The sequence below is a fragment of the Pseudorhodoplanes sp. genome, assembly GCF_050250235.1.
Taxonomy (GTDB): domain Bacteria; phylum Pseudomonadota; class Alphaproteobacteria; order Rhizobiales; family Xanthobacteraceae; genus Pseudorhodoplanes.
In genome coordinates, this window is the sequence record NZ_JBFWPA010000077.1 from 1 (window position 1) to 23,960 (window position 23,960).

Consider the following 23,960-nt stretch of genomic DNA (forward strand, 5'->3'; position numbering starts at 1 on the left):
ACGCGGATCGCGGAGGTGCGGTCATCGAGCAGCCGCTGCTCGTGCGGCTGGCGGCCGCGGCGCTGCAGGCGGCCGACGTCGTAATCGGCGACGATGCAGGTGCGCACGTCGTTCGCCCGGTTGAGGACATGCAGATCGAAATGCGCCGACAGCGCCTCGCACAGCCGCAGGCCCCGCGCCGAATTGCCGTGCTCATCCAGAAGCGGAGAATAGGTGCCAAGCCCGATCTGCGAGGGGAGTGCGGCGATGATGCCGCCGCCGACGCCGCTCTTCGCGGGCATGCCGACCCGGTAGACCCATTCGCCGGCATAGTCGTACATCCCCGACGAGGTCATGACCGACAGCGTGCGCGCGACCGCGAGCGGGGAGAGCACCTGCTCGCCGGTCACCGGATTGACCCCGCCATTCGCCAGCGTCGCCGCCATCACCGCAAGATCGCGCGCGGTGACCAGGATCGCGCATTGCCGGAAATAGACGTCAAGCACGGCGTCGACATTGTCTTTCACGATGCCGTAATTGCGCAGCATCCAGCCGATCGCGCGGTTACGGTCGCCGGTCGCGGTCTCGGACTGGTACACGGCTTCGTCGACGTCCAGATCGCGCCCGGCGAAGCGGCCATGCATCATGCGGATGAACTCGAAGGCGCCATCGCCCTTGGCCTGGTAGACGAGGCCGGAACAGGCGATGGCGCCGGCATTCACCATCGGGTTGAAGGGCTGGTTCTGGGCATTCAGCCGGATCGAGTTGAAGGCCTCGCCGCTCGGCTCGACGCCCACGAAGGATTCAACGCGGTCCGCGCCCAGGAGATCGAGCGCAAGCCCGAACACGAAGGCCTTGGAGACCGACTGGATGGTGAAAGGGAAGGCAGAATCGCCGACCTCGTAGACATGGCCGTCGATGGTCGCAATCGCGACGCCGAATTTGGCCGGGTCCGCCTTGCTCAGCTCCGGGATGTAATTGGCGACCGCGCCGGAAGAATCGTCGCGAAAGCGCGCGTGCGCCTGTTCGAGGAAGGCGAGGAGCGGCGGCTTTGCGGAAGCCTGCGGATCGGCATGGACGGTGTCGATCGGGACGGCGACATTCATGGGCGGGGTGCTTGGGGCGGGGTACCTGAGCGGAGGTCGACGGCAGGCACATGCAAGCGGGATGCCTGCCGTCGCATTCTAGTCATGCCGGCGGCGGCGAGGAAAGGCATTTGCGCCGAGGCGCGCCCGCGTGGCCGGGCTTGACCCGCGCGGCGCCCCTGCGGGAGTGTCCGTGAATGACAAATGTCCTGAGCCGTAGCGCGCCAGCAATTCTCCGGATGCCACGGCGGCGCATTGCCGGACCGACGGCGGGTGCGATGAGAATGCGCTATTGGCTTGTGTTTGCCCTCGCTTCTGCCCTTGCCCTCGTCTCCGGCGGTGCATCGGCGCAAGACGCCTATCCGTCGCGACCGGTGACTCTGATTGTGCCGTTTGCCGCTGGCGGGTCGACCGACGTGATCGCACGCGTGGTGGCGGACGCGATGCGCGGTCCGCTCGGACGGTCTCTGGTGATCGACAACCGCGGCGGCGCCGGCGGCTCGATCGGTACCGGCGCGGTCGCAAAGGCGGCGCCGGATGGATACACCATCGGGATGGGCACCGCATCCACGCTGGCGATCAATCCGGCGGCCTACAAGTCCTTGCCTTATGATGTCGTCACCGGCCTTGAGCCGGTCGGACTGATCGCGCAGGTGCCGAATGTCATCACCGTCAACCCGAAGCTTGCCGCCAGGACGGTGGCAGATCTGGTGGCGCTCGCGAAAGCCGATCCCGGCACGCTGACCTATGGCTCGGCCGGCAACGGTTCGGTCAGCCATCTGATGGGCGAGCAGTTCAAGCTCGCGACCGGTACCGACATCATTCATGTCCCGTATCGCGGGGTGGGACCCGCCCTGAATGATGCGGTCGGCGGACAGATCCAGATCATGTTCGACAACCTGCCGACCTCGCTGCCGCTGATCCAGGACGGCAAGCTGCGAGCGCTCGCGGTTTCGTCGCCGCGGCGGCTTGCCGTGCTGCCGGACGTGCCGACATTTGCCGAACTCGGCCTCACCGATCTCGACTGGATGGCGTTTTTCGGCCTGATCGCGCCGGCCGGGACGCCGAAGCCGGTTGTCGAGCGCCTCAACGCCGCGCTCGGCGCCGCGCTGGCAATGCCGCAGGTGCAGGGGACGCTGGCAAAGCAGCAGGCGCAGCCGCAACCGGGCACGCCGGAAGCATTCGGCGCGCTGATCGCGCAAGAATTGCAGCGCATGAAGCGCGCCGTGACTGCGGCGAAGATCGAGGTGAACTGACCTATGGTGCCCCGCGCGGCAGCATGACCTGCGCGCGGATTCCATGCGGCTGCCGGTTGCTCAATGTGATTGTGCCGCCCTGCGCCTCGACCACGGTCCGGGCGATCGCAAGCCCCAGGCCCACACCGCCGGTATCGCGGCTGCGCGATTCCTCGACCCGGTAGAACGGTTCGAACACGCGGCTCAACTCTTCTTCCGGAATGCCGGGGCCGTCATCTTCGATCGCGATCTCGATGGATTGCGGCGCGGTGGTCAGCGAAACGCGCGCGCGGCGACCATATTTGACCGCGTTCTCGATCAGGTTCGTGAGCGCGCGCTTCAACGCCGCCGGCTGGCACCGGATCGAGACCGGAATTGCCGGCGTCGTGATTGCGACGTCGATACCGGCATCCGCCATGTCATCGACCACGCTCTGGACCAGGGCGGTCACATCGGTGGTCCGGAGCGGCTCATCGGCGGCCTGCTCGCGGGCATATTGCAGGGTCGCGCCGATCATCGTGTCCATCTCCGCGATGGTGGACAGCATCTTGTCGCGCTCCTCCGTGTTCTCGACATTCTCCGCGCGCAGCCGCAGCAGCGTCAGCGGCGTGCGCAGGTCGTGCGAGAGCGCCGCGAGCATGCGGGTGCGGTTCTCGATCAGGGCGCGCAGTTTCGTCTGCATGGCGTTGAAGGCCTGCGCGGCCTGCCGCATCTCGACGGTGCCGGACTCGGGCAAAGGCGGCGCATTCACGTCGCGCCCGAGCCGGTCCGAGGCATGCGCAACGGTAGCAAGCGGCGCGGTCATGCGGCGTACCGCCCAGATCGAGATGACGATTATGAACACCGCCATCACCAGCATCGAGACCAGATATTGATACGAAAAGCCTGGATTGCCGGACGGCAGGTTGGCGGCGAAGAACAGCCATTGCCCGTCGTTGAGCGGGACGGCGACCTCCAGTCCGAGCGCGCGCATCAGCGGACGCCGCTCGCGGTCGCGGCCGCGCCCACGCCTGTCATCGTCATCATGTTCGCGCATCATGCGCCCGCGCCCCATGCCGAACTCGGCATGATGCGGCGGACGCCCATAGCGTCGGCCAGGCGGCGGCCCCTCGGCCTCGTCGACCGACACCAGCGGTTCGCGTTCGGCAGGCAGTTGCAGCTGGCGAACCAGATAATCGCGGATCACATCGGCGACGGGACCGGCGTCGCTTGTGGTCAGCGGCGGGCGGTCGGTGAGTACGACCTGCAGGCTGCGGTCGGAAAGCCCGGCAACCAGCCGCTCGCGCCAGTCGGCCGGCATCTCCGCGACCAGTTGCGACACATTGGCGATGCGCTGCGCCGTCGCCAGGCCTCCGACCGCACGCACCGCGCTTTCGCGATCCAGCGAATAGATGAAGGAGCCGATCGCGTGCGACACGATCAGCCCCGCCAGCAGCAGGAGCAGGGTCTGGCCGAACAGGCTGTTTGGCAGGAACCGTTTCATTCCGCGGTCACGGCCGCCGTGAAGGTATAGCCGCCGCCCCAGACGGTCTTGATGATTTTCGGGTCGGCCGGCTCGTGCTCGATCTTCTTGCGCAGACGGCTCACCTGGGTGTCGATGGCGCGGTCGAAATTGGCGGCAGCCCGGCCCCGCGCCAGATCGAGCAGTTGCTCCCGGCTCAGCACCCGTTGCGGGCGCTCGACGAATGCGATCAGCAGATCGTATTCGCCGGTGGAGAGCGCCACGGTAACGCCGTCGCTGCGCACCAGCTCGCGGGACGCGGTGTCGAGCCGCCAGCGGTCGAAGCGGTATTGCGCGGGCCTGTGCGGCGGCGGCTCGCTCTGGCGATTGCGGCGCAAGACCGCGCGAATGCGCGCAATCAATTCGCGGCTGCCGAACGGCTTCGGCAGGTAATCGTCGGCGCCCATCTCCAGACCGATGACCCGGTCGATCTCGTCGCCCTTGGCGGTGAGCATGATGATCGGAATGTCGGACTTTGCCCTGAGCGAGCGGCACAGCGACAACCCGTCCTCGCCCGGCAGCATCAGATCGAGCAGGATGAGGTCGATGCGTCCGTCCGCCAGCATCCTGTGCATCGCGCGCCCGTCCGCGGCCGCGCTCACGCGAAAACCCTCCTTGACGAGCGCACGGCCGACCAGTTCGCGGATCTCGCGATGGTCGTCGACGATGAGGATATGCGGCGCACCGGACATGCCGGCACTATAGGAAAGACCGCGGGTTAATTTTCGGAAATATTGCAACCGGATTTGTCGGCTGGAGTTGCCGACACACTTTGTCACACACTTGGCCGTGTCTGAAAAACTTCGGTCAAACCGGCCATCCATGGTCCGGGCATGCAACGCTTCGGTTGCGGCAATCCGGGAGACAAACGATGAAACGCAGATGGGTGATCCCCGCCATTCTGGTGACGGGACTCGCAGGCCTCGGCGGCATGACGGCAGCGGCTTCAGCCCAGGATGGCGACTGGCGCGGCGGTCCTGGCCAGATGCGCGACGAGCGCGGCGGCGATTACGGCCCGAGCGGTCCACGCTGGCGCGACGACGATCGCCGTGGCGATGACAATCGCGGCTCTCGCTGGCGCGACGATCACGATGACGACCGCGACTCGCGCTGGCGCGACGACGACCGGCGCGGCTATGGCTCGCGGGAAGGCCGCCGCGACAACGATTGCGGCCCCCGAGGCCGTGGATGGGGTCGCGGAGGGCACGGCTTCGAACACCACGGGCGCGGTTATGGCCGGCACGATGGCTATGGCCGCGGTCGCGAGGACACGGATCGCGGCTACCATCGGCGTGATTCCGATCGCGGCTATGGCCGGCACGGCTGCTATCATGGCAACTATCACGGCCGCTATCATGGCCGTCATGACGGTCGCGGCGGGCCGCGCCGGTTCGGGGCATTCGATCCCGCCCGGCTCGACAGCGCCAAGAAAGAGATCGGCGTGACCGCTGCGCAGGAGCAGGTGTGGACCAGATATGCGGCCACGCTAAAAGACGTAGCCGACGCCCGCAGGACGCGCCGCGAAAATATCGACCGCGCTGCGATCATGAAAATGTCGCCGGACGAGCATCGCAGGTTCCGCGACAGCATGATCGAGCAGCGCCGCAAGGAACAGGACAGCGTGAATGCCGCCGTTGACGAACTGGTCAAGTCGCTCGACGAGAAGCAGGTGGCAATCGCGAAGGAGGTGCTGCCCGGCTATGCCTTCGGCCCGTGGATGCGCGGCGCCGGCATGGGATGGGGCGGCGGTGGCAATCGCTGATAGCCGGCTGCTCGCACTGCGTGTGTGATGGGCCAGGGCCGGCGGTGCGAACCGCCGGCCTTGCGTCGTAGCCGCGCGCAATCTTCGCCGGATGCCGTGAGCGCCCCAGCCGACAGGATCGCGGCGCAGATAAACGAGGCCCGCTATTTCAGTTGCGACTTCGCGGTTTCGACCCGCGACTCGCGCAGGAATTCGACGAAGTCGGTGCCGCCGGTGCCGGTCGTGCCGGGGCCGACATGGATGTTCGCCTGCTTGACGATGTATTGCGACGTCAGGCCGATATGCTTGCGGCGAAATTCGTCGGCGGCCGCGATGCAAGCATTGTACGCATCGCGCAAGACCGGAGCCCCGCTGCCAGCACGGGTGCGGATGCTGCTTCTCTCTCTCAGCGCCGCGACGAACGCGCGGTGGAGCGGCGGCATGTATTGCAGCATGGCGTCGAGGAAGTCGCGGGTATGGGCGTGTTCGTGCCGGATGCCGAGGCCGGCGTCGATCGATTGCAGGAGCGCGCTTTGCGCCGCGCTGCCGCCCGCGAGGACCTGCGGCGGCGTGCCGGTGCCGGCATAGGTGAGGCCGGGCGCCGGCCACCCGGCAAGGAACGGCCGGATGCGGTGATAGAAGATGTACGGATCGCAGCTTTGGGTCATGGGCATCAGTGCCGCGGTCATGAGCCGGATGCCGGTTTCCACATGTGCGAGTTCGTCGCCGAGCGCTGAATCGTCCGCATCCTGCGAAGCATTCACCGCGGCGGTCAGCGCCGCGATGGCGGGTGCTCCCGCGAGCTCGACGCCCAGCGTGGCGAGATAGAACCATTTCTCGTCGAACGAGCCGGTGAAGGTGAACTGGGTATCGAGATTGTCCAGTGCCGGCGGCCGGGACAAATCGAGCCGGCGCCAGTTGTTCAGGACGAGTGTCGCGTGCATCACGATTGGCGGTCGTCCAAGCCGCCGCGACAGCGTCATCAGCGGCACTGCGATGTTGCGGGGCAGGGTGAAATCCGGTTCCGGACCGCCCCAGACATGGGCCATGGTCAGCGCCGACAGGATGATCATCGCGCGCTCGGCCTCGGCGTCGGTCGTCAGCGCCGCGGTATCGAGTTCGGGGAGAGCGGCGAGGAAGCGCCGCACCTCCCGGTTCATGACGAGCGCCGGTATAATCGGCGCCAGTTGGTCCAGCGGACCGAAGGGCTCCGGCAAGGCGTTCAGCGGATCGTGCTCCGGCACGAAGCCGCGTTGGGCGCTGACGCCGAAGGCGGAGAGGTCGATGGATCGCGGCGCGGTCATGACCGTGACTGGATGGACCGGCGGCTGGCGGTTTGCAAGACCGCTTCACGCCCGCGCGCATGGCTGAACCATCCGCTCCCCCGCAAGCGGGGGAGCGACAAGGAAGACCTCAGTTCTTCCTGGCCTTGTTGTAATAGCCGAGGTCGTAATATCTGGACGGATCGGTCAGCGTCTTGCCGGTATAGCCGCTGCGAAGCTGCAATACCGTCTGCACGCCTTTCACGTCGAGCGAGGCGTCCCGCGAGAAGCCCTTCGTGGGATGCACCAAAATGTCGTAGGAGCGCGTGGCGGCTTCTTCCGACATGTCCGGCACATGCTTGCGCAGGATGGCGATCGCTTCCGACTTGTTGGCGGGATCGAACAGCCACTGCAGCGCGCTCAGGTAACCGGTGATGTAGCCGACCAGTTCCTTCTCGTGCTGCTTCGCCCAGGACCGGCGCGCCGCGCCGACTACGCCCTGATAATGCCCCAGCGCCTCATCGGCATTGGCGAGCCGGTTGAAGCCCTTGGCCTCCGCCACCACGTCGAACGGCGAGATCAGCAGCGTCGCTGCGTGCTTCTTCTCCAGCAGCGCGGTGAAGCGTTCGCGGCCGCCGCCGGCGCTGACGAACTGGATATCTTCGTGCCTCAGGCCGCCATTTTCGAGCAGCTTGCGCAGCACGAACGCATAGCCGGTGGTCAGCGCATCGACCGATACCTGCTTGCCCTTGAGGTCGGCGATGGTCTTGACCTCGGGCACGGCGACGAGCCGCAGAAAGCCCGCGTCGACACCCATGAACGCGAAGATGTCCGGCTCGACCTCGGTCTTGGCAGCGCCCTGGCCCTCGCTATAGGCGATGACGTTGTCCATCGCGGTCATCGCGATATCGAACTTGCCTTCGATCAGCCCCTTGAGCTGGAATTGCGAATTGGGCGTCGGCGTCACTTTCACCGTAACGCCGTTCTTTTCGAAGAAGCCCTTGTCCTGGCCGACGAAGATCGTCCAGTTGAAGCCGCCGGGGAAGACAATGACCTCCAGTGTCTTCGCCCCTTGCGCGGACGCAGTCATTGCCCCCGCAGACATCGTGCCGAATGTCATGACCAAAGCTGCGAAGAGCTTCGTCAAACCAAGCTTCGTCATCGTCTCCACCCTTGAGTGTTGTCGTTGAACAAACGAAAGTTGCTAGGCGATCTCCATATGAAGTTCGCCGACGCCTTCGGCGGTCGCGACCACCCTGTCGCCCGGATGCAGAAACTCGCCGCGCGGCAGGCCGACACCGGCGGGCGAGCCGGTCAGGATCACGTCGCCGGGTTCGAGCGTCACGAACTGGCTGATGGCGGCGATCTGCTCGTCGATCCGGTAGATCATGCCGGCAGTCGATGCGTCCTGCTTGGTCACGCCGTTGACCGACAGCGTGATCCGCAAGTCGTGCGGATCGCGGATAAAGGCTGCGGGCGTAATCACCGGACCGAGCGGGGTGGTTCCGTCCTGGCCCTTGCCCAGCAGGAAGTCCGCCTTGAAGAAATAGTCCTTGGGAAAGAAATAGTCGCGCGCCGTGTAGTCGACGGAAACCGAGTAGCCGGCGATTCCGGCCATGGCATCCGCGCGTGCGACCTTGCGCATCCGGGTTCCGACAATCACCGCGAGTTCGACCTCCCAGTCGAACTGCGCGCAGCCGTCCGGAATGTGAACCTTGCCGGGCCCGGTCATCGCGGTAGTCGGCGGCTTGATGAACATCACCGGCCGCTCGCCCTTGGGGATCACGGCGTTCATCTCGCGCAGGTGATCCTCGTAGTTGGCGCCGACCGCAATCAGCTTGTTCGGAAACTGGATCGGCAGGGCGAGATCGGCCTTTGCCGCCGGGATCGCGAAGGAACTCGGCAGCCGTCCGTTGGCGGCGGCCGTCGCGAAATCCCGCAGAACAGGAAAGGCGACGGCCCAGTTGACGAAGACACCCTTGATGTCGGTATCAAGTCCGGCAATGCCTGCCTGGGCAGCGGCGGCGAGGGGCCAGTAATCGCTTCCGACGCCGATCGCCGGAATCGGCACCGCGCCGAGCCGCAAGGTGGCAAGCGTGAATTTCGTCATGCGGGAGGTCCGATCGCGCTACATCATCACTTCCGGGATCGGCGAGCGGTTCCACTCGTCGGCGGAATACGGATCGGTGACCGGCCAGGCGCGCGGAACATAGGTCGCGTCGTTGAGGATGACCTCTTCTTCGGCAGAATATTCGATGATCGATCCGGTATAGTCGTTGAAGTAATAGGCGATGTTGTGGCCCGGGCCGTGGCGCACGGGACCCCACAGAAGTTTCACCTGCCGGCCCTGTTTCATGCGTTCGTAGGCGGCATGGATGGATTGCGGATTTTTCAGGGTGAACTGAACGTGATGCAGCCCGTCATATTGCGAGCGCGCCACCGCATAGCAGTGAAACAGGGTGTGCGAGCGGAAGAAGCCGAGCACCGGGATGCCGTCCGGCGCCACGATGCGCGCGGATTCCTTCAGGCCCATCACCCTGGAAGCGAATTCATAGCCGCCGCGGACGTCGGTCGCGCGCACCACCACATGATCGAAACAGATCGGGGCCGGTGCCGATTGCGGTGCCGAGACGGTCGCGCCCATCGGGACCGGGGTGTTGACACCGGTTGTCAGTTCGATGGTCTGGCCGCTGGGGTTACGAAAGCGCAACGCCGGACCGTGCCGCCACAGCGGTGACTGGTCGAGCCGGTCGGGTGCGATGTGGGACTGTTCGAGCAATTCGGCAGCGGCGAGCAGATCATCGATGTCGTGCACCACGTAGGAGATGTGGTCGACGCGACCCTGCTGGCCGCGGGTATAGACCAGCGAGTAGGGATCGAGCCCATGCGCGCTGAGATAATGCCGCCCCTCCTTGTCGACATGCACCAGGTAGAAACCCATGTGGTCCTGCGCGAAGCGCGCCGCCGCGGCCGGGTCGTCGGCCTGCAGCGCGATGTAGTTCGCCCGGTCGATGCCGAGCGGCCGTGCGGTGTTGAACGGACCCGAATATTGCGCAGGCGAATCCGCGGTCTGGAAATTATCCATTGTCATTCCTCGTCCTGATTTTGTCGTCGCGATACGATCGCCAGTCCTCACTGCGAGGCGGCGCTCTTTTCCTTCGAGAGATCATCGATGACCTCGATGACGGCGGCGACGTCATGATCCTGCAATCCCCGCTTGATGCCGCGCTCGTAGAGACCGGACGCCAGATCGAACAGCGGTGTTGCCGCACCCGAACTGTCCGCCATGTCGTCGATGTAGTCGAAATAATGCGACAGCATTTCGAAGGTGCCCTGCGGCGGCAGGAAGTTTTTCTGCACCATGCGCGGCGCGCGGATCGGAAACAGCACCGAGCCGCCGCTCCCGGCGGAGATCGCCTTGATCATCATGTCGGGATCGACGCCCGCCTTCAATGCCAGCGACACCGCTTCGCCGATCGCCGCGGTGTTGATGGTGACCAGCAGATTGTTGACGAACTTGATCTTGCTGGCCGCGCCGAACGGACCGAAATACATGCAGATGTCGGCAAAGTTCTTCACCACCGGCTCGATCGCCCTGCAGGCATCGGCATCGCCCGCGAGATAGATCGGCGCCTTCTTGGCCATCACCATGCCGGGCGTGCCGCTGACCTCGCCGTCGAGGAAGATGGCGCCCTTTTCCGCAAAGCGGGCGACCTGTCGTTCCTTGGCTGGCAGTGGATGCGAACCAAGCTCGGCCACGATCTGTCCCTTGCGGGCCGATTTCAAAAGGCCGTCGGGTCCGGTGACGACCTGGTCGAGGGAATCGCCGCCGGGAAGGCATGAGAAGATGATGTCGCATTCTTCCGCGATCTGTGCCGGCGAGCGCGCCGCCACGCCGCCGATCTTCTCGAACTCCGTCATGGAACTGCGCCGATAGCCCAGCACCCGATGGCCGCCGCCGATCAGATGCTTGCTGATTTCGGTGCCGATATTGCCGACGCCGATGAAGCCGATGGTTTGCATGCTTGTTTCTCCCAGGCGCTGTTCGTTGGTTATTGTGGGCTCAGCTCATGCCGAGCGTGCATTCGGCGAAGTTCAATGTGACGGTCATGGAGCCTTCCATGAAGATCCACTCCTTGACGTCGAAATCGCGCAGGCCGTGCAGATAGAAGGGATCCTTCTCGGCGAGGCTGCGTGCCTCTGCCGCGGAGGCGGTGTTGAACAGCGCCATGCCGTTGCCGGTCGGAGCGCCGTTCTCGTGCATGATCGGACCGGCGGCGAAGAGCACGCCCTGGCGCGCGAGTGTGGTCATGTATTCGAAGTGATCCGGCAACAGGGCGGCGAGCTGGTTTGCCGGCACCTTGCTGACATAGGTGACCATGAAGAGCTTCTTGCGGAGCATCCGGCTGGTGAGCTTCGCAACCTGCTGTTGAAGCGTCGGCGCTCCCGATGCGGCGGGCGTGGCATGCGTCACGGCCGTGATGGGTGCGGGCCGTTCAGCGCGGTTTGCAACGCACAGCAGCCGGACGGCGTCGCGCGCCGTCCGGCCCCTGCGATTGCGCAGCGGGTGGTGCCTACTTTTTCTTCGCAGCTTCATAGGGGTAGATGAGCTTGCCGGTCGCATATTCCGGCGGCCAGATCACAACCCAGTTCTTTGGATCGGCGGCCTGGCCGATGTCGTTGCCGGTGACATTCTGCCATTGCGTCAGCAGCGGCCGCGGTTTGGCCCATTCGCCATTCTTGCCGAAGGCGATATCGCCGGCGATGGTCTTGAAGGTATTGCTGCGGATGTAGTCGGCGATCTTCTGATGGTCCAGGCTCTTCGTGCCCTCGACCGCCTGCGCCAGTACCTGGCCGGCGGAATAGCCGTAGGGCAGGAATGTGTAGCCGAACGGATCGATCTTCTGCCCCTTGGCCCGTTCACGGTATTTCGCGAATGCCTCTGCGGCGTCGGGGATCGACTGCACGAAGCTCGGCACGAACACATCGGCGGCGTTGACATAGCCGTTCATCAGCGGACCAAGCTGCACGCGCAGGGGCGTGGCGAGCAGGCCGATCATCGTGCCGCCCATGAGTTTGGGCGTGAGCTCGGCTTCCGCGGCGGCACGAATGAAGCCGACGGTGTCGGGCGGATAGGAACTGACGAAGACGATGTCGGGATTGGCGGCCTTGACCGCCCGCACCACCGGAGTGAGGTCGGTGATGGTCGGCGGGTAAAGCCGGTCATAGACGATCTGCAGACCCGCCGCCTTGGCGTTGGCGCGTGCGCCGTCGGTGGCGTTCTTGCCGAATTCGGCGTCGGCGCCGAGGATGGCGATGGTCTTCGGCTTCGGGTTCTGGGCCGCCGCGATCTCGAAGAAACCGCGGGTGAATTCGTGAATGGCGTTCTCGCCATACGGGATCATCGAGAAGTAATTCTTGTAATTGATCTCGTGGTTGGAGGCGACGCCGAGAATTCCGATCGTGGTGAGATTGCGCGGGGCGAGACCCGGCAAGGCGGCTGCGATCACGTTGGTTCCGTAGGGTCCAAGCAACAGGTCGACCTTGTCGATGTCGACCAGCTTGGAATAGATTCCCGGCGCATTCGCCGGGGAGCCCTGATCGTCATAATAGACCAGTTCGACCGGGCGTCCGAGCAGCCCGCCTTTGGCATTGACGTCGTCGCGCCAGATTTGCAGCGCGAGCAGAACCTGTTGCCCGGCCGGCGCGGTGTTGCCGGTCAGCGTCATGCTGAACCCGACCTTGATCGGCGCCGGTGTCTGTGACGACGCCGGCGCAACGGCGGCCATGATGGCCGCCGCTGCAAACGCAGCGAGCCTTGTAGCAATGTTCATGGTTTCACTCCCTCAGTTTATTTGTTCTCGATCCGCTTTCTTGCAGATCGGCTGGCCGACGTCCATCGGCGGAATATTCGAGTCGTCTGCCGCGTTTGCTTTGCTACATTAAGCCGCGGCTCGCGTGATGTGGCAAGCCGCGGTCCGCTCAGGCGGCGCGGCGTTCGAGGTGCTTGCCCTGGAAATGCGGCGCCACCTCGCGCATGAAGCGATCCATTTCCTCCTTGACCTGCTTGTGCGGCTTCATCCCGACATTGAAGTAGAGGATGACCTCGTCGAATCCGGCGGCTTCCACCTTCTTCAGGATTTCGGTGATGCGCGCCGAATTGCCGATCAGCACCGAATTTTCGGTCAGATCCTCGGGCTTCACTTTCTGCAGCCGCTCCACCATGTCGATGAAATAGCGGTAGCTCGGCGGGGCGGTGCGGGGATCGCCGGGGAATGAAGGGATCACGCATTCCCTGTAGTAGCGGATCTGGCGGGCGCGCTGCGCGCTCTCGGATGCCGCATCATCGGCAAAGTGCGTGAAGTAGCTGCACATCAGCCGACCCGGCTTGGTGCCGTATTTGGCGCAGCTCTCCTTGTAAAGATCGGCCACCTGCTTCAGCCCCCCGAAGCTCATCGCCGCGGCGAAGGGTGCCACGATCAGTCCGCAATCGAGCCTGGCGGCCAGTTCGATCGAGGGCTTGGAGAACGAGGCGACATAGATCGGCATCGGGTTCTGCAGAGGCTGCGGCGTGATCCGCACATCCTCGAACTGGTAATGCTTGCCCTTGTGGTCGATGCGCTTGCCGCCCGATCCCCAGAGCTTGCGCAGGATTTCCACGCCTTCATCGAAGATCGACTGATTGTCCTCGAACGACACACCGAACGGAATGTATTCGCGCCGGTCGTAGCCGCGCCCGGCCGCAAAATCCACGCGCCCGCCGGACAGCACATCGAGCGTCGCCCAGTGTTCGGCGGCCCGGATCGGATGATGCAGCGGCAGCACGGTCACCGCCGGGGCGAGGCGGATGTGCCTGGTCTGCGCGGCGATATAGGCCAGCACCATTTCGGGCGAGGAGTTCACGCCAAGCGAATTGAAGTGATGCTCGCCGATCCACGCCGAATGCATGCCGAGCTGGTCGGCATAGAGCGCTTCGGCGGTCAGATCCTTCACGAATGTGTTGGCGTCGCGGGTGTTGCCCTCGTAGTGATTGTCCGAGAGCGTGAAATAGCCGAATTCCATCCTGCTTCTCCCTTGATGTTCTTTTGATTTGCGCTGTGCCGCGCGCGGCGCCGTTCAACCGACCGGTACCACCCAGTCGACGCCGTCTCCGAGCCCGACGGTATACTGGCCGTCCTGGTAAAGCAGCGGCGCGACCTGTCCGCGCACCGCAACGTGATTCACCTTGCCGATCACGATCGAATGCGTGCCGTAGCTGGATATCGCGTCGGTCTCGCAGAAGATGCTGGCCTGGGCCGGGATGAGGTAGGGGAGTTCGTCGTCGTCGCTCGCCCATTCGCCGCACAGGAAGCGGTCCGGCCCATGGGTGCGGCCGCTGAACGCGTCGGCAATATCGATCTGGTGGGCATGCAGGATATTGACGCAGAAGCGGCCGGCGCGGATCACCGGGTCATGCAGTCGCGACGCGCGGTTGACGCAGAACAGAAGCGACGGCGGCGTCATGCAGACGGAGGTTACCGAGGTCACGGTGATGCCGTGGCGCACGCCGTCATGCATTGTGGAGATCACGCTGACGGCGCTGGTCAGCCGGCGCATCGCCTTGCGGAAATTGCCGCCGAGATCGTGGGGAATCTCGCTCATGCTGCGCTCCCGTGTGGGCCCTCGCTGTTCCGGCCCCTTGCTGTTCTTGTTGGGGCACATGATAATTGCATATGCAATAGTTGTAAATGCATGATTTGGTCAGGATCGCTGACCTTTTGACAGGCCGCGGCGGCGTTGCGTAAGAGCACAACAACCCGGCAGGAGCGTCGAATGTCCGATCGCCCGCATCTCGATCTGTCCGACTACCTGCCGTATCTGATCAACCGGATCGGAGCGGCCTTTGTCGCTCGCTACGAGAGTGACCTTGCGCAGAGCGGGCTGTCGATCGCGATGTGGCGCGTGCTGGCGGCGCTGTCGACCAGCGGCGCGCAGCGGCAGATCGATGTCGCCGAGAGCACCTCGATCGAAGTGTCCACGATGTCACGGCTGGTCACCCGACTGGTCAGTCTCGGGCTGGTCAGCCGCACCCGCTCCGACACCAACAACCGTGAAGTCAATGTCGAGCTCACCCCGAAGGGGCGTGCGCTGGTGAGCCGGCTGATCCCGCGGGCCCGCAAGCTGGAGGCCGATGCGATAGCCGGCCTGCCGCCGGCGGAGCTTGCGATCACGCGCCAGACCTTGCGGCGCATGTACGACAACATGGCCGGGGTGGCGGACGAAACCCAAGAGCCTCGCAATCTTGCGAAGAGTGGATAGGTCGGGACCACGCTCCGGCCCGGGCATATTTGATCTAGCGCAAGGAGTGCGGGGCTGCGGCAGGCGATCCTTCCGGATGGACGGAGGGAGCGGCATGAAGGTGCGCGATGTGATGACGAGGCCGGTCGTCTCGATCGAGTCCGAGGCGCCGATCAGCCTTGCGATCCGCCTGATGCTGCAAAAGAAGATCAGCGGCCTTCCGGTGGTCGATCCGGCCGGAAACCTGGTCGGCGTCGTCACCGAAGGTGATTTCCTGCGCCGCGCCGAAACCGGCACGCAATTCACGCCGCCGCGCTGGCTCGAATTCCTGATGGGCCCGGGACCGATGGCGCGAGATTATGTCAAGGCGCATGGTCGCAGGGTGTCGGAGGTCATGACACGCGACGCCAAGACCGTGGACGAGGACACCCAGCTCAACGACGTGGTCGCGCTGATGGAGCGCAATCACATCAAGCGCGTGCCGGTGCTGCGCGGCAAGAAGCTGGTGGGAATCGTCACCCGGGCCAATCTGTTGCGGGCGCTGGTCAGCGCCCTGCATGCGGCCCCGGCCGCGTGCAGCGGCGATGTGGCGATCCGCGAGAAGATCTTCCGCGAGCTCAACAGCGAGAAATGGGCTCCGGTCGCGACCATCGATGCGATCGTGCGAAGCGGCGTGGTGACGCTGTCGGGCTATGTGCTCGATGAACGCCAGCGCACCGCGATCAAGGTGCTGGTGGAGAACGTGCCAGGCGTGAAGGCGGTGCATGACGATATGGTATGGATCGATCCGGTTTCGGGCGTGACGATCGAATCCGAGGAGCGGCTCCGCAATCCGCACTGATCCAGCACATGATCGGGGCCTGCGGCCGCAAGGCCATGTCCCGATCGTGCCGGGAGAATGCCCCGCCGTGGCTGCTGCGGGGCATTCTTTTTTCCGGGGACTCTCGCGTCAGCGAAAGCGCTGCGCGATCAGGTGGTCGAGCGAGAGCTTGCCCGGACCCTGCGCCATCAGGATCAGGAAGCAGGCCGCCCAGGTGCCGTGCGTCGGCCAGGCATCCGGATAGACGAAGATTTCGATCACCAGTGTCATGATCAGCAGCGCGAGTGCGGAGAAGCGGGTCGCGAGCCCGACCACCAGCAGAACCGGAAAGAAATGTTCCGCGAAGGTCGCGAGGTAAGCGGCCAGTGTCGGGTCGATCAGCGGCAGCTTGTATTCGTTGGCGAACAGATACAGCGTGGAATCGGTGACGTGCCAGCCCTCGACCTTGGTCTGGCCGGAGCGCCAGAACACCGCGGCGATCGATACGCGCGCGATCAGCGCGATCAGCCAATACGGAATCGCGGCCATCAGCGCATTGGCGCGTTGAACGAGGCCGGCAACGCCCGATTGCGAGCGCATGGTGAGCGGCGTGTCGGTCATGATGCGGTTCCCTCCGGATGCGGCGTGTCGGTAACGGAAAAGGCGGTGACGGCGCCCGACCCGATCAGGCAGGCGAGACCGGCGGTGAGGTCGAAGCGCGGCTCATCGGAGAGCGAGGACGTTGCGGCCCCCGAGAGTGTCGTTCCGCTGGACAATGCCGCGAAGAATTCAGCGGCACCGGGCGGCACGGTGCGAACCGTGACCGCAAGGTCCGGTCGCAGCACCAGTGCATCCTCCCGTATATCGAAATCGACGGCGCCGAGATCCATCTCGCCGGCATTCATGGCCCAGATCGTCACCGCGGGATATCGCGAGCGAACGATCTGAAGCGAGGGATGCAGCGTGAAACGCAATGCACCGAGCCGGTCCGGGTCAAGCTGTGAGAAATTCTCCGGCCCGAGCGATGCGGCATCCGCCGCATGATAGGCGCGGGTGCGCGCGGCTTCGAGCCGCGCGACATCGGCGAGATAGGGCATTTCCGCGGCGGGATCGAAGGCCGCGATGAAGTCGCCGAAATCGTCGCCATAGGTGTGCAGGATTTTCGAGCGGGGCGGATGCGCGGTGACGAAAACGCGCGCCATGGCGGCAAAGAATTCATCGCCGACAATGCGCGAGGTGGCGGGGAATTTGCTGCGCAATGCGTTGACGAGGCCGGCGACGACGTTGTTGCGGTACACCGCGAAACGCTTTTCCGGATGCCGCGCGGTATGCGCGGTCAGCGCTTGCGGCACCGCGCATTCGGAATCGAGCAGGGCGCGCGCGAACTCGGTCTGGGCGGCGGCGAGCATGTCAGGCCGCCTCCCCATGGCGCGCCGCGTCTCGATGGCGTGCCAGCACCGCGCCGGCAGCGCGCGCCTCCGCCGCAAGCACCGGCCAGTCCGGCACGTCGTTGTCCCATTCGATCAAGGTCGGCAGCGGACCGGTGCGGGCAATCGCCGCATCGTACAGAGCCCAGACCGCATCGGCGACCGGCGTGCCATGCGCGTCGATCAGAAGCGGTGCGCCGGTCTCGTCGCTTTGCACGTCATGGCCGCCGAGATGGATTTCCCGCACGAGCGACAGCGGAAACGCGTCGAGATAGGCCAGCGGCGCGGTGCCGTGATTGTTCGCCTGAACGAACACGTTGTTCACGTCGAGCAGCAGGCCGCAGCCGGTGCGGCGCGCGATCTCCGCAAGGAACTCCGTCTCGGGAATCGTGCTCTCCACGTATTGCAGATAGGTCGACGGATTCTCCAGCAGCATTTCGCGACGCAGCGCATGCTGGACCTGATCGATATGCGAGACGACGCGGTCCGCCGTCTCCTGCGTGTAGGGCAGCGGCAGCAGATCGTTGAGATAGACATCGCCATGCGAGGACCAGGCGAGATGTTCGGAGAAGCTCTCCGGCTGGTAGCGGTCGCAGAGCGCTTTCAAGCGGGCGAGGTGATCGGTGTCGAGCGGGCCAGCGGAGCCGATCGAAAGCCCGACGCCGTGGACCGACAGCGCGGTGCGCTCGCGCAATTGCCGCAGCATCGCATGGGGAGGGCCGCCCGCGCCCATGTAGTTTTCCGCATGGACCTCAACGAAGCCGATCGACCGAGGTTCGGCCATGATCGCCTCGAAATGCTGCGGCTTGAAGCCGATGCCGGGCGAAGCGGGGAGGGAGGTGCGGATCATGGGGTGACGAGGCATGCCAAATTCAGGGGAATGCGGGCGGACCGCTTCCTTTCCCTCCCCCCCCGCGAGCGAGGAGGAGGGAAAGGATGGACCATTAGCTCTTGATCTCGGTGAGCGAGCCCTTGCCTTTCGGCGTGGTCATCGAGGTGCAGGTGCCCTTGGGGACCAGCTTCCAGGCATTGCCTTGATAGTCGACCTTGGACGTTCCGGCGCATGTGGTGCCGGGACCGGCGGCGCAGTCATTCTTGCCCGCGAGCGAGACTCCGAAGCACTTCTCCTGTTCGTCCTTCTTCTGCGCGGCCGCGGGGGCGGCTGCGAGCGTGAGAGCCGCGGCAAAGGAGCCCGCAAGGGCTGCGGCTGCAAACCTGGTATTCATGGCCTATCCTCCAGACTGAGAAGGGTTTTCCGCCGGCCTGACGCGCGGCGCGGTCGGACCTCCGACCCTATCGCAAGCTTCGCAAGCGGTCGGACCCGTGTTACGCGCTCACGGGCTTGTGTTTGGCGGGCCGCCTCTCACTTGGCCGTGATGGTTGTGACGGACCTGTAACAAGGCGCCGTGCGGTCCCGAACAGAACAGGGAAGAGAGCGGCTTGAAGGATCGCGAGGCGCAATGGGCGGAACTGATGCGCGCGGCGCGGGCCGGCGACGGAGCGGCCTATGAACGCTGCCTGCGCGACATGGCGCAGGCGTTGCGGCCTCTTGTGCGTCGCGGGCTCTATCGTGTCGGTGCGAATCCGGCCGAAACGGAGGATGTGGTGCAGGATGTGCTGATTGCGGTGCATTTGAAGCGGCAGACCTGGGACGAGACCCGGCCGATCGGCCCGTGGATCGCAGGCATCGCGCGCTACAAGATCGTCGACGCCGCCCGCCGGCGGGGCCGGCGCACCGATCTGCCGATTCAGGATTTCGAGGACATGCTGCCGGCTGCGGCCGAGCCGGAGACGGTGAACGAACGCGACGTCGCTCGCTCGCTGGAGGCTCTGCCGGAGGGCCAGCGCAAGGTGGTGCGGGCCATCGCGATCGACGGTGTCTCGATTGCGGTGGCGGCGCAGAGCCTCAATATGAGCGAGGGCGCCGTTCGGGTGGCGCTGCATCGCGGCCTGGGAGCTTTGGCCAAGCGCCATCGCGGCGAGACATGAAGACGGACGATCTTATCCGCGCGCTTGCCGCCGACCGCGAGCCCGCCGGGCCCGCGCCGGGCCAGGCGCTTGCGCTCGCGGGCGCGGCCGGCTTCGTGCTCTCGATGCTGCTGTTTTCGTGGCTCGTACCGCTGCGTCCCAATCTCGGCGAGGCGATCCAGTCCTTTCCGTTCGTGCTGAAGCCGATCGAAATGGGCATTCTGGTCGTCGCCGCCGCGATCGTCGTGCTGCGGCTCGCCAAGCCGGGTGCGCCGCTCGGACATGTTCTGCTGGTCGCGGCGGCGGTTCCGGCGATCATGGTTTCGGCGGTAGCGGTCGAACTGACGCAGGTGCCGCGCGCGGAATGGCTGGTGAAGCTCGCGGGCGTGCACTGGTATATGTGCGTGCTCAACATGGTGCTGCTGTCGCTGCCAATTCTGGCGGCGCTGCTGTTTGGCCTGCGCTATGGCGCGCCGACCCGGCCGATGCTTGCCGGCGCCGGTGCGGGACTTCTCTCGGGTGCGTTGGCCGCGAGCCTCTATATCGCGCATTGCCCCGACGATTCGCCGCTTTTCGTTGCCGCCTGGTTCACGCTTGCAATCGCGATCGCGACCGGGATCGGCGCCATGGCAGGCTCGCGCGTCTTGCGCTGGTAGAGGCATGAGCAAGGCGCGATAATCCCGCTGGACTGTCAGCCGGGAGATCGTCATGTTGCGCAACGCCGAACAACTCAAGCTGCTGAGCCGCCGCACGTTCATGACTGCAACCGCCGGAGGCGTCGTCGCCGCCTCGCAAGCAAAGGCGCAAGCGCCGAAAGCCGACGTTCCGAAAGGTCCGCCGGTCTGGCTCGATATGGACCAGAAGGCGCTCGACGATGCCTACGATCAGGCGAAATACGCTCCCAACATCCGGCAGATCGTCGGGCGGTACCGCACCAACAGCGATCTGACGCGCGCGCGGCTTGCCGCACCGAAGCGGCTGAGCTACGGCCCGACGCCGATCGAGGGCCTTGATCTGTTCGCGACCAAGAAGCCGAATGCGCCGATCAACGTGTTCCTGCATGGTGGTGCCTGGCGCGCCGAACTCGCGCAATATTACGCGTTTCCGGCCGAGATGTTCGTCAATGCCGGCGCGCATTACATCGCGGTGGATTTCAACAATGTCACCGAGAAGAACGGCGACCTGATGCCGATGGCGGAGCAGTGCCGCCGCGCCGTCGCCTGGATTTACAGGAACGCGGCAACCTTCGGTGGCGATCCGGACCGCATCTATCTGTCCGGGCATTCCTCCGGCGGGCATCTCGGCGGCGTGGTGATGGTCACCGACTGGGAGAAGGATTTCGGCCTGCCGAAGGATGTCATCAAGGGCGGATTGCTGGTCTCGGGCATGTATGACCTGAAGCCGGTGCGCATGTCGGCGCGCTCGAGCTACGTGAAGTTCACCGATGCGATGGAGCATGCTCTGTCGTCGCAGCGCCATCTGGACAGGCTCAACGCTCCTGTCGTGGTCGCCTATGGCGCGCTCGAGACGCCGGAATTCCAGCGTCAGAGCCGCGACTTCGCCGATGCGGCGAAGAAGGCCGGCAAGACCGTCGAACTGATCAAGGGCGAAGGTTACAACCACTTCGAGTTCATCGAGACGATGGCGAACCCCTATGGCCAGCTCGGCCGCGCCGCGCTCGATCAAATGAAGCTCGCGCCGGCCTAGGTTCCTTGATGGTGTGATTGAACCGGCTGCGCGCCGGCATGTGTCGTTTGACACAAGGTCGACCCGGGACTGCGCCTTTTCGATAATGCCACGACCCTGCTGCGGCTGGTAAAGTCGCGCAGGGGGACACCAGAATGCCGGGCGACTGGCTGCGCAGTCTGACCGACCGCACTCTTGCACCCGGCTCCGCGGGCGCCTTTCTATTCGCTGCGCTCTGCATCGCCATCGCGACCGTGACCCGCTACCTGCTGGGCCTGCTGGATCCGCACCTCGTTTTGTTCGCGGCGCATTTCCCGGCGGTGATGGTCGTGGCGCTGTGGGCCGGTGCGCAGGCCGCGATCTTCGCAACGCTCCTGTCCATCGTCACGGTGATACCGCTGTTCGGCCCCTCCGGACCGGTCACGCGGCTCGAAGTCCTGAACAGCGTCTTCTTTGCGTTGTCCTGCCTGCTCATGATCGTTGTCGCATATGCCTATCGAGGACTGGTGGCGCGCTACCGGGCCCAGGAGAAGCAGAAGAATCTGATGGTGCGGGAGCTGGAGCATCGCGGGAAGAATACGTTTTCCGTGGTGGAATCCATCGTGCTGCAGACGCTTGCGCACGATCCGGAGACCGCGAAGGTGATCACCGGCCGCATCCGCGCGGTATCGTCGACCAACGACATCATCAGCCATGCCGCCAATCTGCAGCCCGACCTGCACACACTGATCCAGGCGAAATTCGAGCCATTCGGCGATTTCCGCGCCACCTTGCGCGGCGGGGAAGTGATCCTGCCGGCGGATGGCGCGCGCAACCTGTCGCTCGTGTTCCACGAACTCGTCACCAATGCGATCAAGCATGGGGCGCTGTCGCGTCCCGAAGGCCGCATCGACATTTCGTGGGCCGTCGAGGATGCGACGCTCAGGATCGACTGGGTCGAACGCGGTGGGCCGCCCGCATCGCCGCCGGAACAACGCGGCTTCGGGACGCGGCTGGTGGTCGGCTGCATGAAAAGTCTTGGCGGCAGGGTCGACGCCGCGTTTCCGCCCGAAGGCCTCGAATGCCGGCTGCAGATTCCCCACGGCCGAACGCCGGCCGGCTAGCGCGGGGCGAGCGGCCAGAACAATGCGATCAGCGGCACGCCGGCGAGCACGACATAGACCGAAAGCGGCAGGCCGAGCTTCCAGTAATCGGTGAAGCGATAACCGCCGGCGCCCATCACCAGCGTATTGGACTGGTGTCCGATCGGGGTGAGGAAGTCGCAGGCCGCACCGATCGCGACCGCCATCAGGAACGGATCGGGCGACAGCCCAAGACTGGTGGCGAACGTGGCTGCGATCGGTCCCATGACCAGCACGGTTGCGGCATTGTTGAGGAACGGCGTCACTGCCATGGCCGCAATCATGATCAGCGACAGCGTCCCGATGGGCGGCAGCGCGCCGGCCACGGCGGTCAGCCAATTGGCGATCACGTCCGTGCCGCCGGTCGTGCGCAGCGAATCCGAAAGCGGGATCAGGGCCCCCAGCATGACCAGTATCGGCCACTCGACCGCGTCATAGGCTTCGCGCAGCGAAATTGCCTTGAACAGCACGATCAGCGCCGCTGAGGCGAAGAATGCGAGAGCAACCGGCACGAGATGCAACGCGACCAGAAGCATTGCGACGGCCAGGATCAGGACCGGGACGAAGCTCCGCCGGCCCCGGCCGAGCGCCAGCCCGCGCTCGGCGAGCGGCAGCAGGCGCAATTCGCCGAGCGCCTCGGGCATGGCCTTCAGGTCGCCCCGCAACAGGATGACATCGCCTTCCAGCAAACGCACCGAGCGCAACTGGCGCGAGATGCGCCGGCCCGCCCGGCTGACCGCAAGCAGATCGACCTGATAATGGTCGTAAAGCCGCATGCGCGAGGCGCTGGTGCCAACAAGGGCGGAGTCCGGCGTAACGATCGCTTCCATGACGCCGACGTCGTCGGTCGGCGTGTCGGTCTCCTTCCTGACCTTGTCGCTTCCAAGCGTGAGCTTGGCCGCACCCACCACCCGTTCCAGAGCCGCCGGTTCGCCGCGAAGGATGATGGTGTCGCCGCTGCGCAGCTTGGTGTTGCCGTTCGGCTGCGAATTGCGCCCGGGCCTTCCCAGAATGGCCAGGACCTCGACCTCGCCTTCGCCGAGCGTCTCCAGATCCTTGACGCTCTTGCCGTCGAATTCCGATTCCTGCGGTACCAGAACTTCGGTGGTGTAGTCCTCCAGATTGAACGCGGCATCCATGGTCGCCGCACCCTTGCGCTCGGGAAGAAGCCGCCAGCCGAAAGCGAGAAACGCCACGCCGCCTATCGCGAGCAGGACGCCGACCGGGGCGAAATCGAACATGCTGAAGGGTGTGCCGAGGATTTCCTCGCGCACGCGCGACACGATGATGTTCGGGGAGGTGCCGACCAGCGTGACGATGCCGCCCAGCAGCGAGCCGAACGCCATCGGCATCAGCATGGCCGACGGCGGCGTTCCGGTCTTGCGCGCGAGCTGGAACGCGACCGGCATCATCATCGCGAGCGCACCGATGTTTTTCACGAAACCTGACAGCGCCGCCACCACGGCGGTCAGCATGAATATCTGGATCGAGGGGGTGGTCAGCCATGGCGCAATCGGGCGCAAGGCGGTCTCGATCACGCCGGACCGCGCGACCGCTGCACTGACGATCAGCGCACTGCCGACAATGATCACGATGTCGTCGGAAAATCCGGAAAACGCCTTGTCGGTCGGCACGATGCCGGCGGCCACGCCCGCGAGCAGCGCCAGCACCGCGACCATGTCGTAGCGCAGCCGCCCCCACACGAACAGCGCCATCATGGCCGCCAGGATGGCGAAGGCGAGGACTTGGGGAGTCGTCATCTTATTGGTCCGATTCCGGCATTCGCATCGCTTCCCGGCAGGCTCCTCGCGAATGTGGGAATCAAGGGACCATTGTCGAAGATCGGATTGCAGTGGAGCATTGGATTTGACATTCGCCT

25 protein-coding genes are annotated in these 23,960 nt (G+C 64.9%); 8 read left to right on the plus strand and 17 right to left on the minus strand.

Annotated elements, in window-relative coordinates:
• Positions 1-1,085, minus strand: a 1,085-nt coding sequence (glsA, locus tag AB7F49_RS25795) for a glutaminase A (RefSeq protein WP_428527721.1), incomplete at its 3' end; no start/stop codon positions are given.
• A gap of 257 nt (positions 1,086-1,342) precedes the next feature.
• On the opposite strand from glsA, the gene AB7F49_RS25800 reads away from it, so the two are divergent.
• A complete protein-coding gene (locus tag AB7F49_RS25800; protein WP_428527723.1) occupies positions 1,343-2,320 on the plus strand; it encodes a Bug family tripartite tricarboxylate transporter substrate binding protein in 978 nt (325 codons plus the stop codon).
• A gap of 1 nt (position 2,321) precedes the next feature.
• On the opposite strand, the gene AB7F49_RS25805 is transcribed toward AB7F49_RS25800, so the two are convergent.
• Positions 2,322-3,782 (minus strand): ATP-binding protein, encoded by a 1,461-nt coding sequence (locus tag AB7F49_RS25805; RefSeq protein WP_428527725.1) that lies wholly within the window; start codon positions 3,780-3,782, stop codon positions 2,322-2,324.
• Positions 3,779-4,492, minus strand: coding sequence for a response regulator (locus tag AB7F49_RS25810; RefSeq protein WP_428527727.1), 714 nt, complete (start codon positions 4,490-4,492; stop codon positions 3,779-3,781). The genes AB7F49_RS25805 and AB7F49_RS25810 overlap by 4 nt, the downstream gene beginning before the upstream one ends.
• Positions 4,493-4,671: 179 nt before the next feature.
• Between AB7F49_RS25810 and AB7F49_RS25815 the strand changes: the two genes are divergently transcribed.
• On the plus strand, positions 4,672-5,562 hold the full coding sequence (locus AB7F49_RS25815; RefSeq protein WP_428527729.1) for a Spy/CpxP family protein refolding chaperone: 891 nt from the start codon (positions 4,672-4,674) through the stop codon (positions 5,560-5,562).
• Between the two features lie 143 nt (positions 5,563-5,705).
• Here the strand turns inward: AB7F49_RS25815 and AB7F49_RS25820 are convergent, their stop codons facing one another.
• The 9 genes from AB7F49_RS25820 to AB7F49_RS25860 form a co-directional block, all read right to left on the minus strand.
• Complete coding sequence (locus AB7F49_RS25820; RefSeq protein ID WP_428527731.1) at positions 5,706-6,845, minus strand: hypothetical protein; 1,140 nt, start codon at positions 6,843-6,845, stop codon at positions 5,706-5,708.
• Between the two features lie 109 nt (positions 6,846-6,954).
• Positions 6,955-7,965, minus strand: a complete 1,011-nt coding sequence (locus AB7F49_RS25825) for an ABC transporter substrate-binding protein (protein ID WP_428527732.1) — start codon at positions 7,963-7,965, stop codon at positions 6,955-6,957.
• A 42-nt stretch (positions 7,966-8,007) separates the two neighbouring features.
• Positions 8,008-8,913 carry a fumarylacetoacetate hydrolase family protein gene (locus AB7F49_RS25830; RefSeq protein ID WP_428527734.1) on the minus strand — a complete coding sequence of 302 codons (906 nt, stop codon included), beginning with the start codon at positions 8,911-8,913 and terminating at the stop codon, positions 8,008-8,010.
• Positions 8,914-8,931: 18 nt separating this feature from the next.
• Positions 8,932-9,888, minus strand: coding sequence for a VOC family protein (locus AB7F49_RS25835; RefSeq protein WP_428527736.1), 957 nt, complete (start codon positions 9,886-9,888; stop codon positions 8,932-8,934).
• A gap of 47 nt (positions 9,889-9,935) precedes the next feature.
• Positions 9,936-10,859 (minus strand): NAD(P)-dependent oxidoreductase, encoded by a 924-nt coding sequence (locus AB7F49_RS25840; protein ID WP_428527776.1) that lies wholly within the window; start codon positions 10,857-10,859, stop codon positions 9,936-9,938.
• Positions 10,860-10,866: 7 nt separating this feature from the next.
• Positions 10,867-11,277 carry a YciI family protein gene (locus tag AB7F49_RS25845; protein ID WP_428527738.1) on the minus strand — a complete coding sequence of 137 codons (411 nt, stop codon included), beginning with the start codon at positions 11,275-11,277 and terminating at the stop codon, positions 10,867-10,869.
• 100 nt (positions 11,278-11,377) lie between these two features.
• Positions 11,378-12,637 carry an amino acid ABC transporter substrate-binding protein gene (locus AB7F49_RS25850; RefSeq protein ID WP_428527739.1) on the minus strand — a complete coding sequence of 420 codons (1,260 nt, stop codon included), beginning with the start codon at positions 12,635-12,637 and terminating at the stop codon, positions 11,378-11,380.
• A 148-nt stretch (positions 12,638-12,785) separates the two neighbouring features.
• The gene (locus AB7F49_RS25855; RefSeq protein WP_428527741.1) at positions 12,786-13,865 is read right to left on the minus strand and encodes an LLM class flavin-dependent oxidoreductase; all 1,080 of its coding nucleotides are present in this window, start codon (positions 13,863-13,865) and stop codon (positions 12,786-12,788) included.
• A 54-nt stretch (positions 13,866-13,919) separates the two neighbouring features.
• Positions 13,920-14,444, minus strand: coding sequence for a flavin reductase family protein (locus AB7F49_RS25860; protein ID WP_428527743.1), 525 nt, complete (start codon positions 14,442-14,444; stop codon positions 13,920-13,922).
• A gap of 171 nt (positions 14,445-14,615) precedes the next feature.
• Here AB7F49_RS25860 and AB7F49_RS25865 point away from each other — a divergent pair, with 171 nt between their 5' ends.
• Positions 14,616-15,101, plus strand: a complete 486-nt coding sequence (locus AB7F49_RS25865; protein ID WP_428527745.1) for a MarR family winged helix-turn-helix transcriptional regulator — start codon at positions 14,616-14,618, stop codon at positions 15,099-15,101.
• 94 nt (positions 15,102-15,195) lie between these two features.
• Positions 15,196-15,921: a CBS domain-containing protein gene (locus tag AB7F49_RS25870; protein WP_428527747.1), complete on the plus strand. Its 726-nt coding sequence runs from the start codon at positions 15,196-15,198 to the stop codon at positions 15,919-15,921.
• Positions 15,922-16,029: 108 nt separating this feature from the next.
• Here the strand turns inward: AB7F49_RS25870 and AB7F49_RS25875 are convergent, their stop codons facing one another.
• The 4 genes from AB7F49_RS25875 to AB7F49_RS25890 all read right to left on the minus strand — a co-directional run bounded on the left by AB7F49_RS25875 (position 16,030) and on the right by AB7F49_RS25890 (position 18,532).
• Positions 16,030-16,479: a DoxX family protein gene (locus tag AB7F49_RS25875; protein WP_428527778.1), complete on the minus strand. Its 450-nt coding sequence runs from the start codon at positions 16,477-16,479 to the stop codon at positions 16,030-16,032.
• Between the two features lie 17 nt (positions 16,480-16,496).
• Entirely contained in the window at positions 16,497-17,288 is a 792-nt protein-coding gene (locus tag AB7F49_RS25880; protein ID WP_428527749.1) for a DNA-binding domain-containing protein, read from the minus strand.
• A gap of 1 nt (position 17,289) precedes the next feature.
• Positions 17,290-18,156, minus strand: a complete 867-nt coding sequence (locus AB7F49_RS25885; protein WP_428527780.1) for a DUF692 domain-containing protein — start codon at positions 18,154-18,156, stop codon at positions 17,290-17,292.
• A 94-nt stretch (positions 18,157-18,250) separates the two neighbouring features.
• Positions 18,251-18,532: a DUF2282 domain-containing protein gene (locus tag AB7F49_RS25890; RefSeq protein WP_428527751.1), complete on the minus strand. Its 282-nt coding sequence runs from the start codon at positions 18,530-18,532 to the stop codon at positions 18,251-18,253.
• A gap of 214 nt (positions 18,533-18,746) precedes the next feature.
• Here AB7F49_RS25890 and AB7F49_RS25895 point away from each other — a divergent pair, with 214 nt between their 5' ends.
• The 4 genes from AB7F49_RS25895 (at position 18,747) to AB7F49_RS25910 (ending at position 22,063) form a co-directional block, all read left to right on the plus strand.
• On the plus strand, positions 18,747-19,295 hold the full coding sequence (locus AB7F49_RS25895) for a sigma-70 family RNA polymerase sigma factor (RefSeq protein WP_428527752.1): 549 nt from the start codon (positions 18,747-18,749) through the stop codon (positions 19,293-19,295).
• Positions 19,292-19,930: an NrsF family protein gene (locus AB7F49_RS25900; RefSeq protein ID WP_428527754.1), complete on the plus strand. Its 639-nt coding sequence runs from the start codon at positions 19,292-19,294 to the stop codon at positions 19,928-19,930. The genes AB7F49_RS25895 and AB7F49_RS25900 overlap by 4 nt, the downstream gene beginning before the upstream one ends.
• Positions 19,931-19,982: 52 nt before the next feature.
• On the plus strand, positions 19,983-20,981 hold the full coding sequence (locus AB7F49_RS25905) for an alpha/beta hydrolase (protein ID WP_428527756.1): 999 nt from the start codon (positions 19,983-19,985) through the stop codon (positions 20,979-20,981).
• Positions 20,982-21,115: 134 nt separating this feature from the next.
• Complete coding sequence (locus tag AB7F49_RS25910; RefSeq protein ID WP_428527758.1) at positions 21,116-22,063, plus strand: sensor histidine kinase; 948 nt, start codon at positions 21,116-21,118, stop codon at positions 22,061-22,063.
• Here the strand turns inward: AB7F49_RS25910 and AB7F49_RS25915 are convergent.
• Positions 22,060-23,841: an SLC13 family permease gene (locus AB7F49_RS25915; protein ID WP_428527760.1), complete on the minus strand. Its 1,782-nt coding sequence runs from the start codon at positions 23,839-23,841 to the stop codon at positions 22,060-22,062. The two genes, AB7F49_RS25910 and AB7F49_RS25915, sit on opposite strands and share 4 nt — an antisense overlap.
• Positions 23,842-23,960 lie beyond the last annotated feature (119 nt).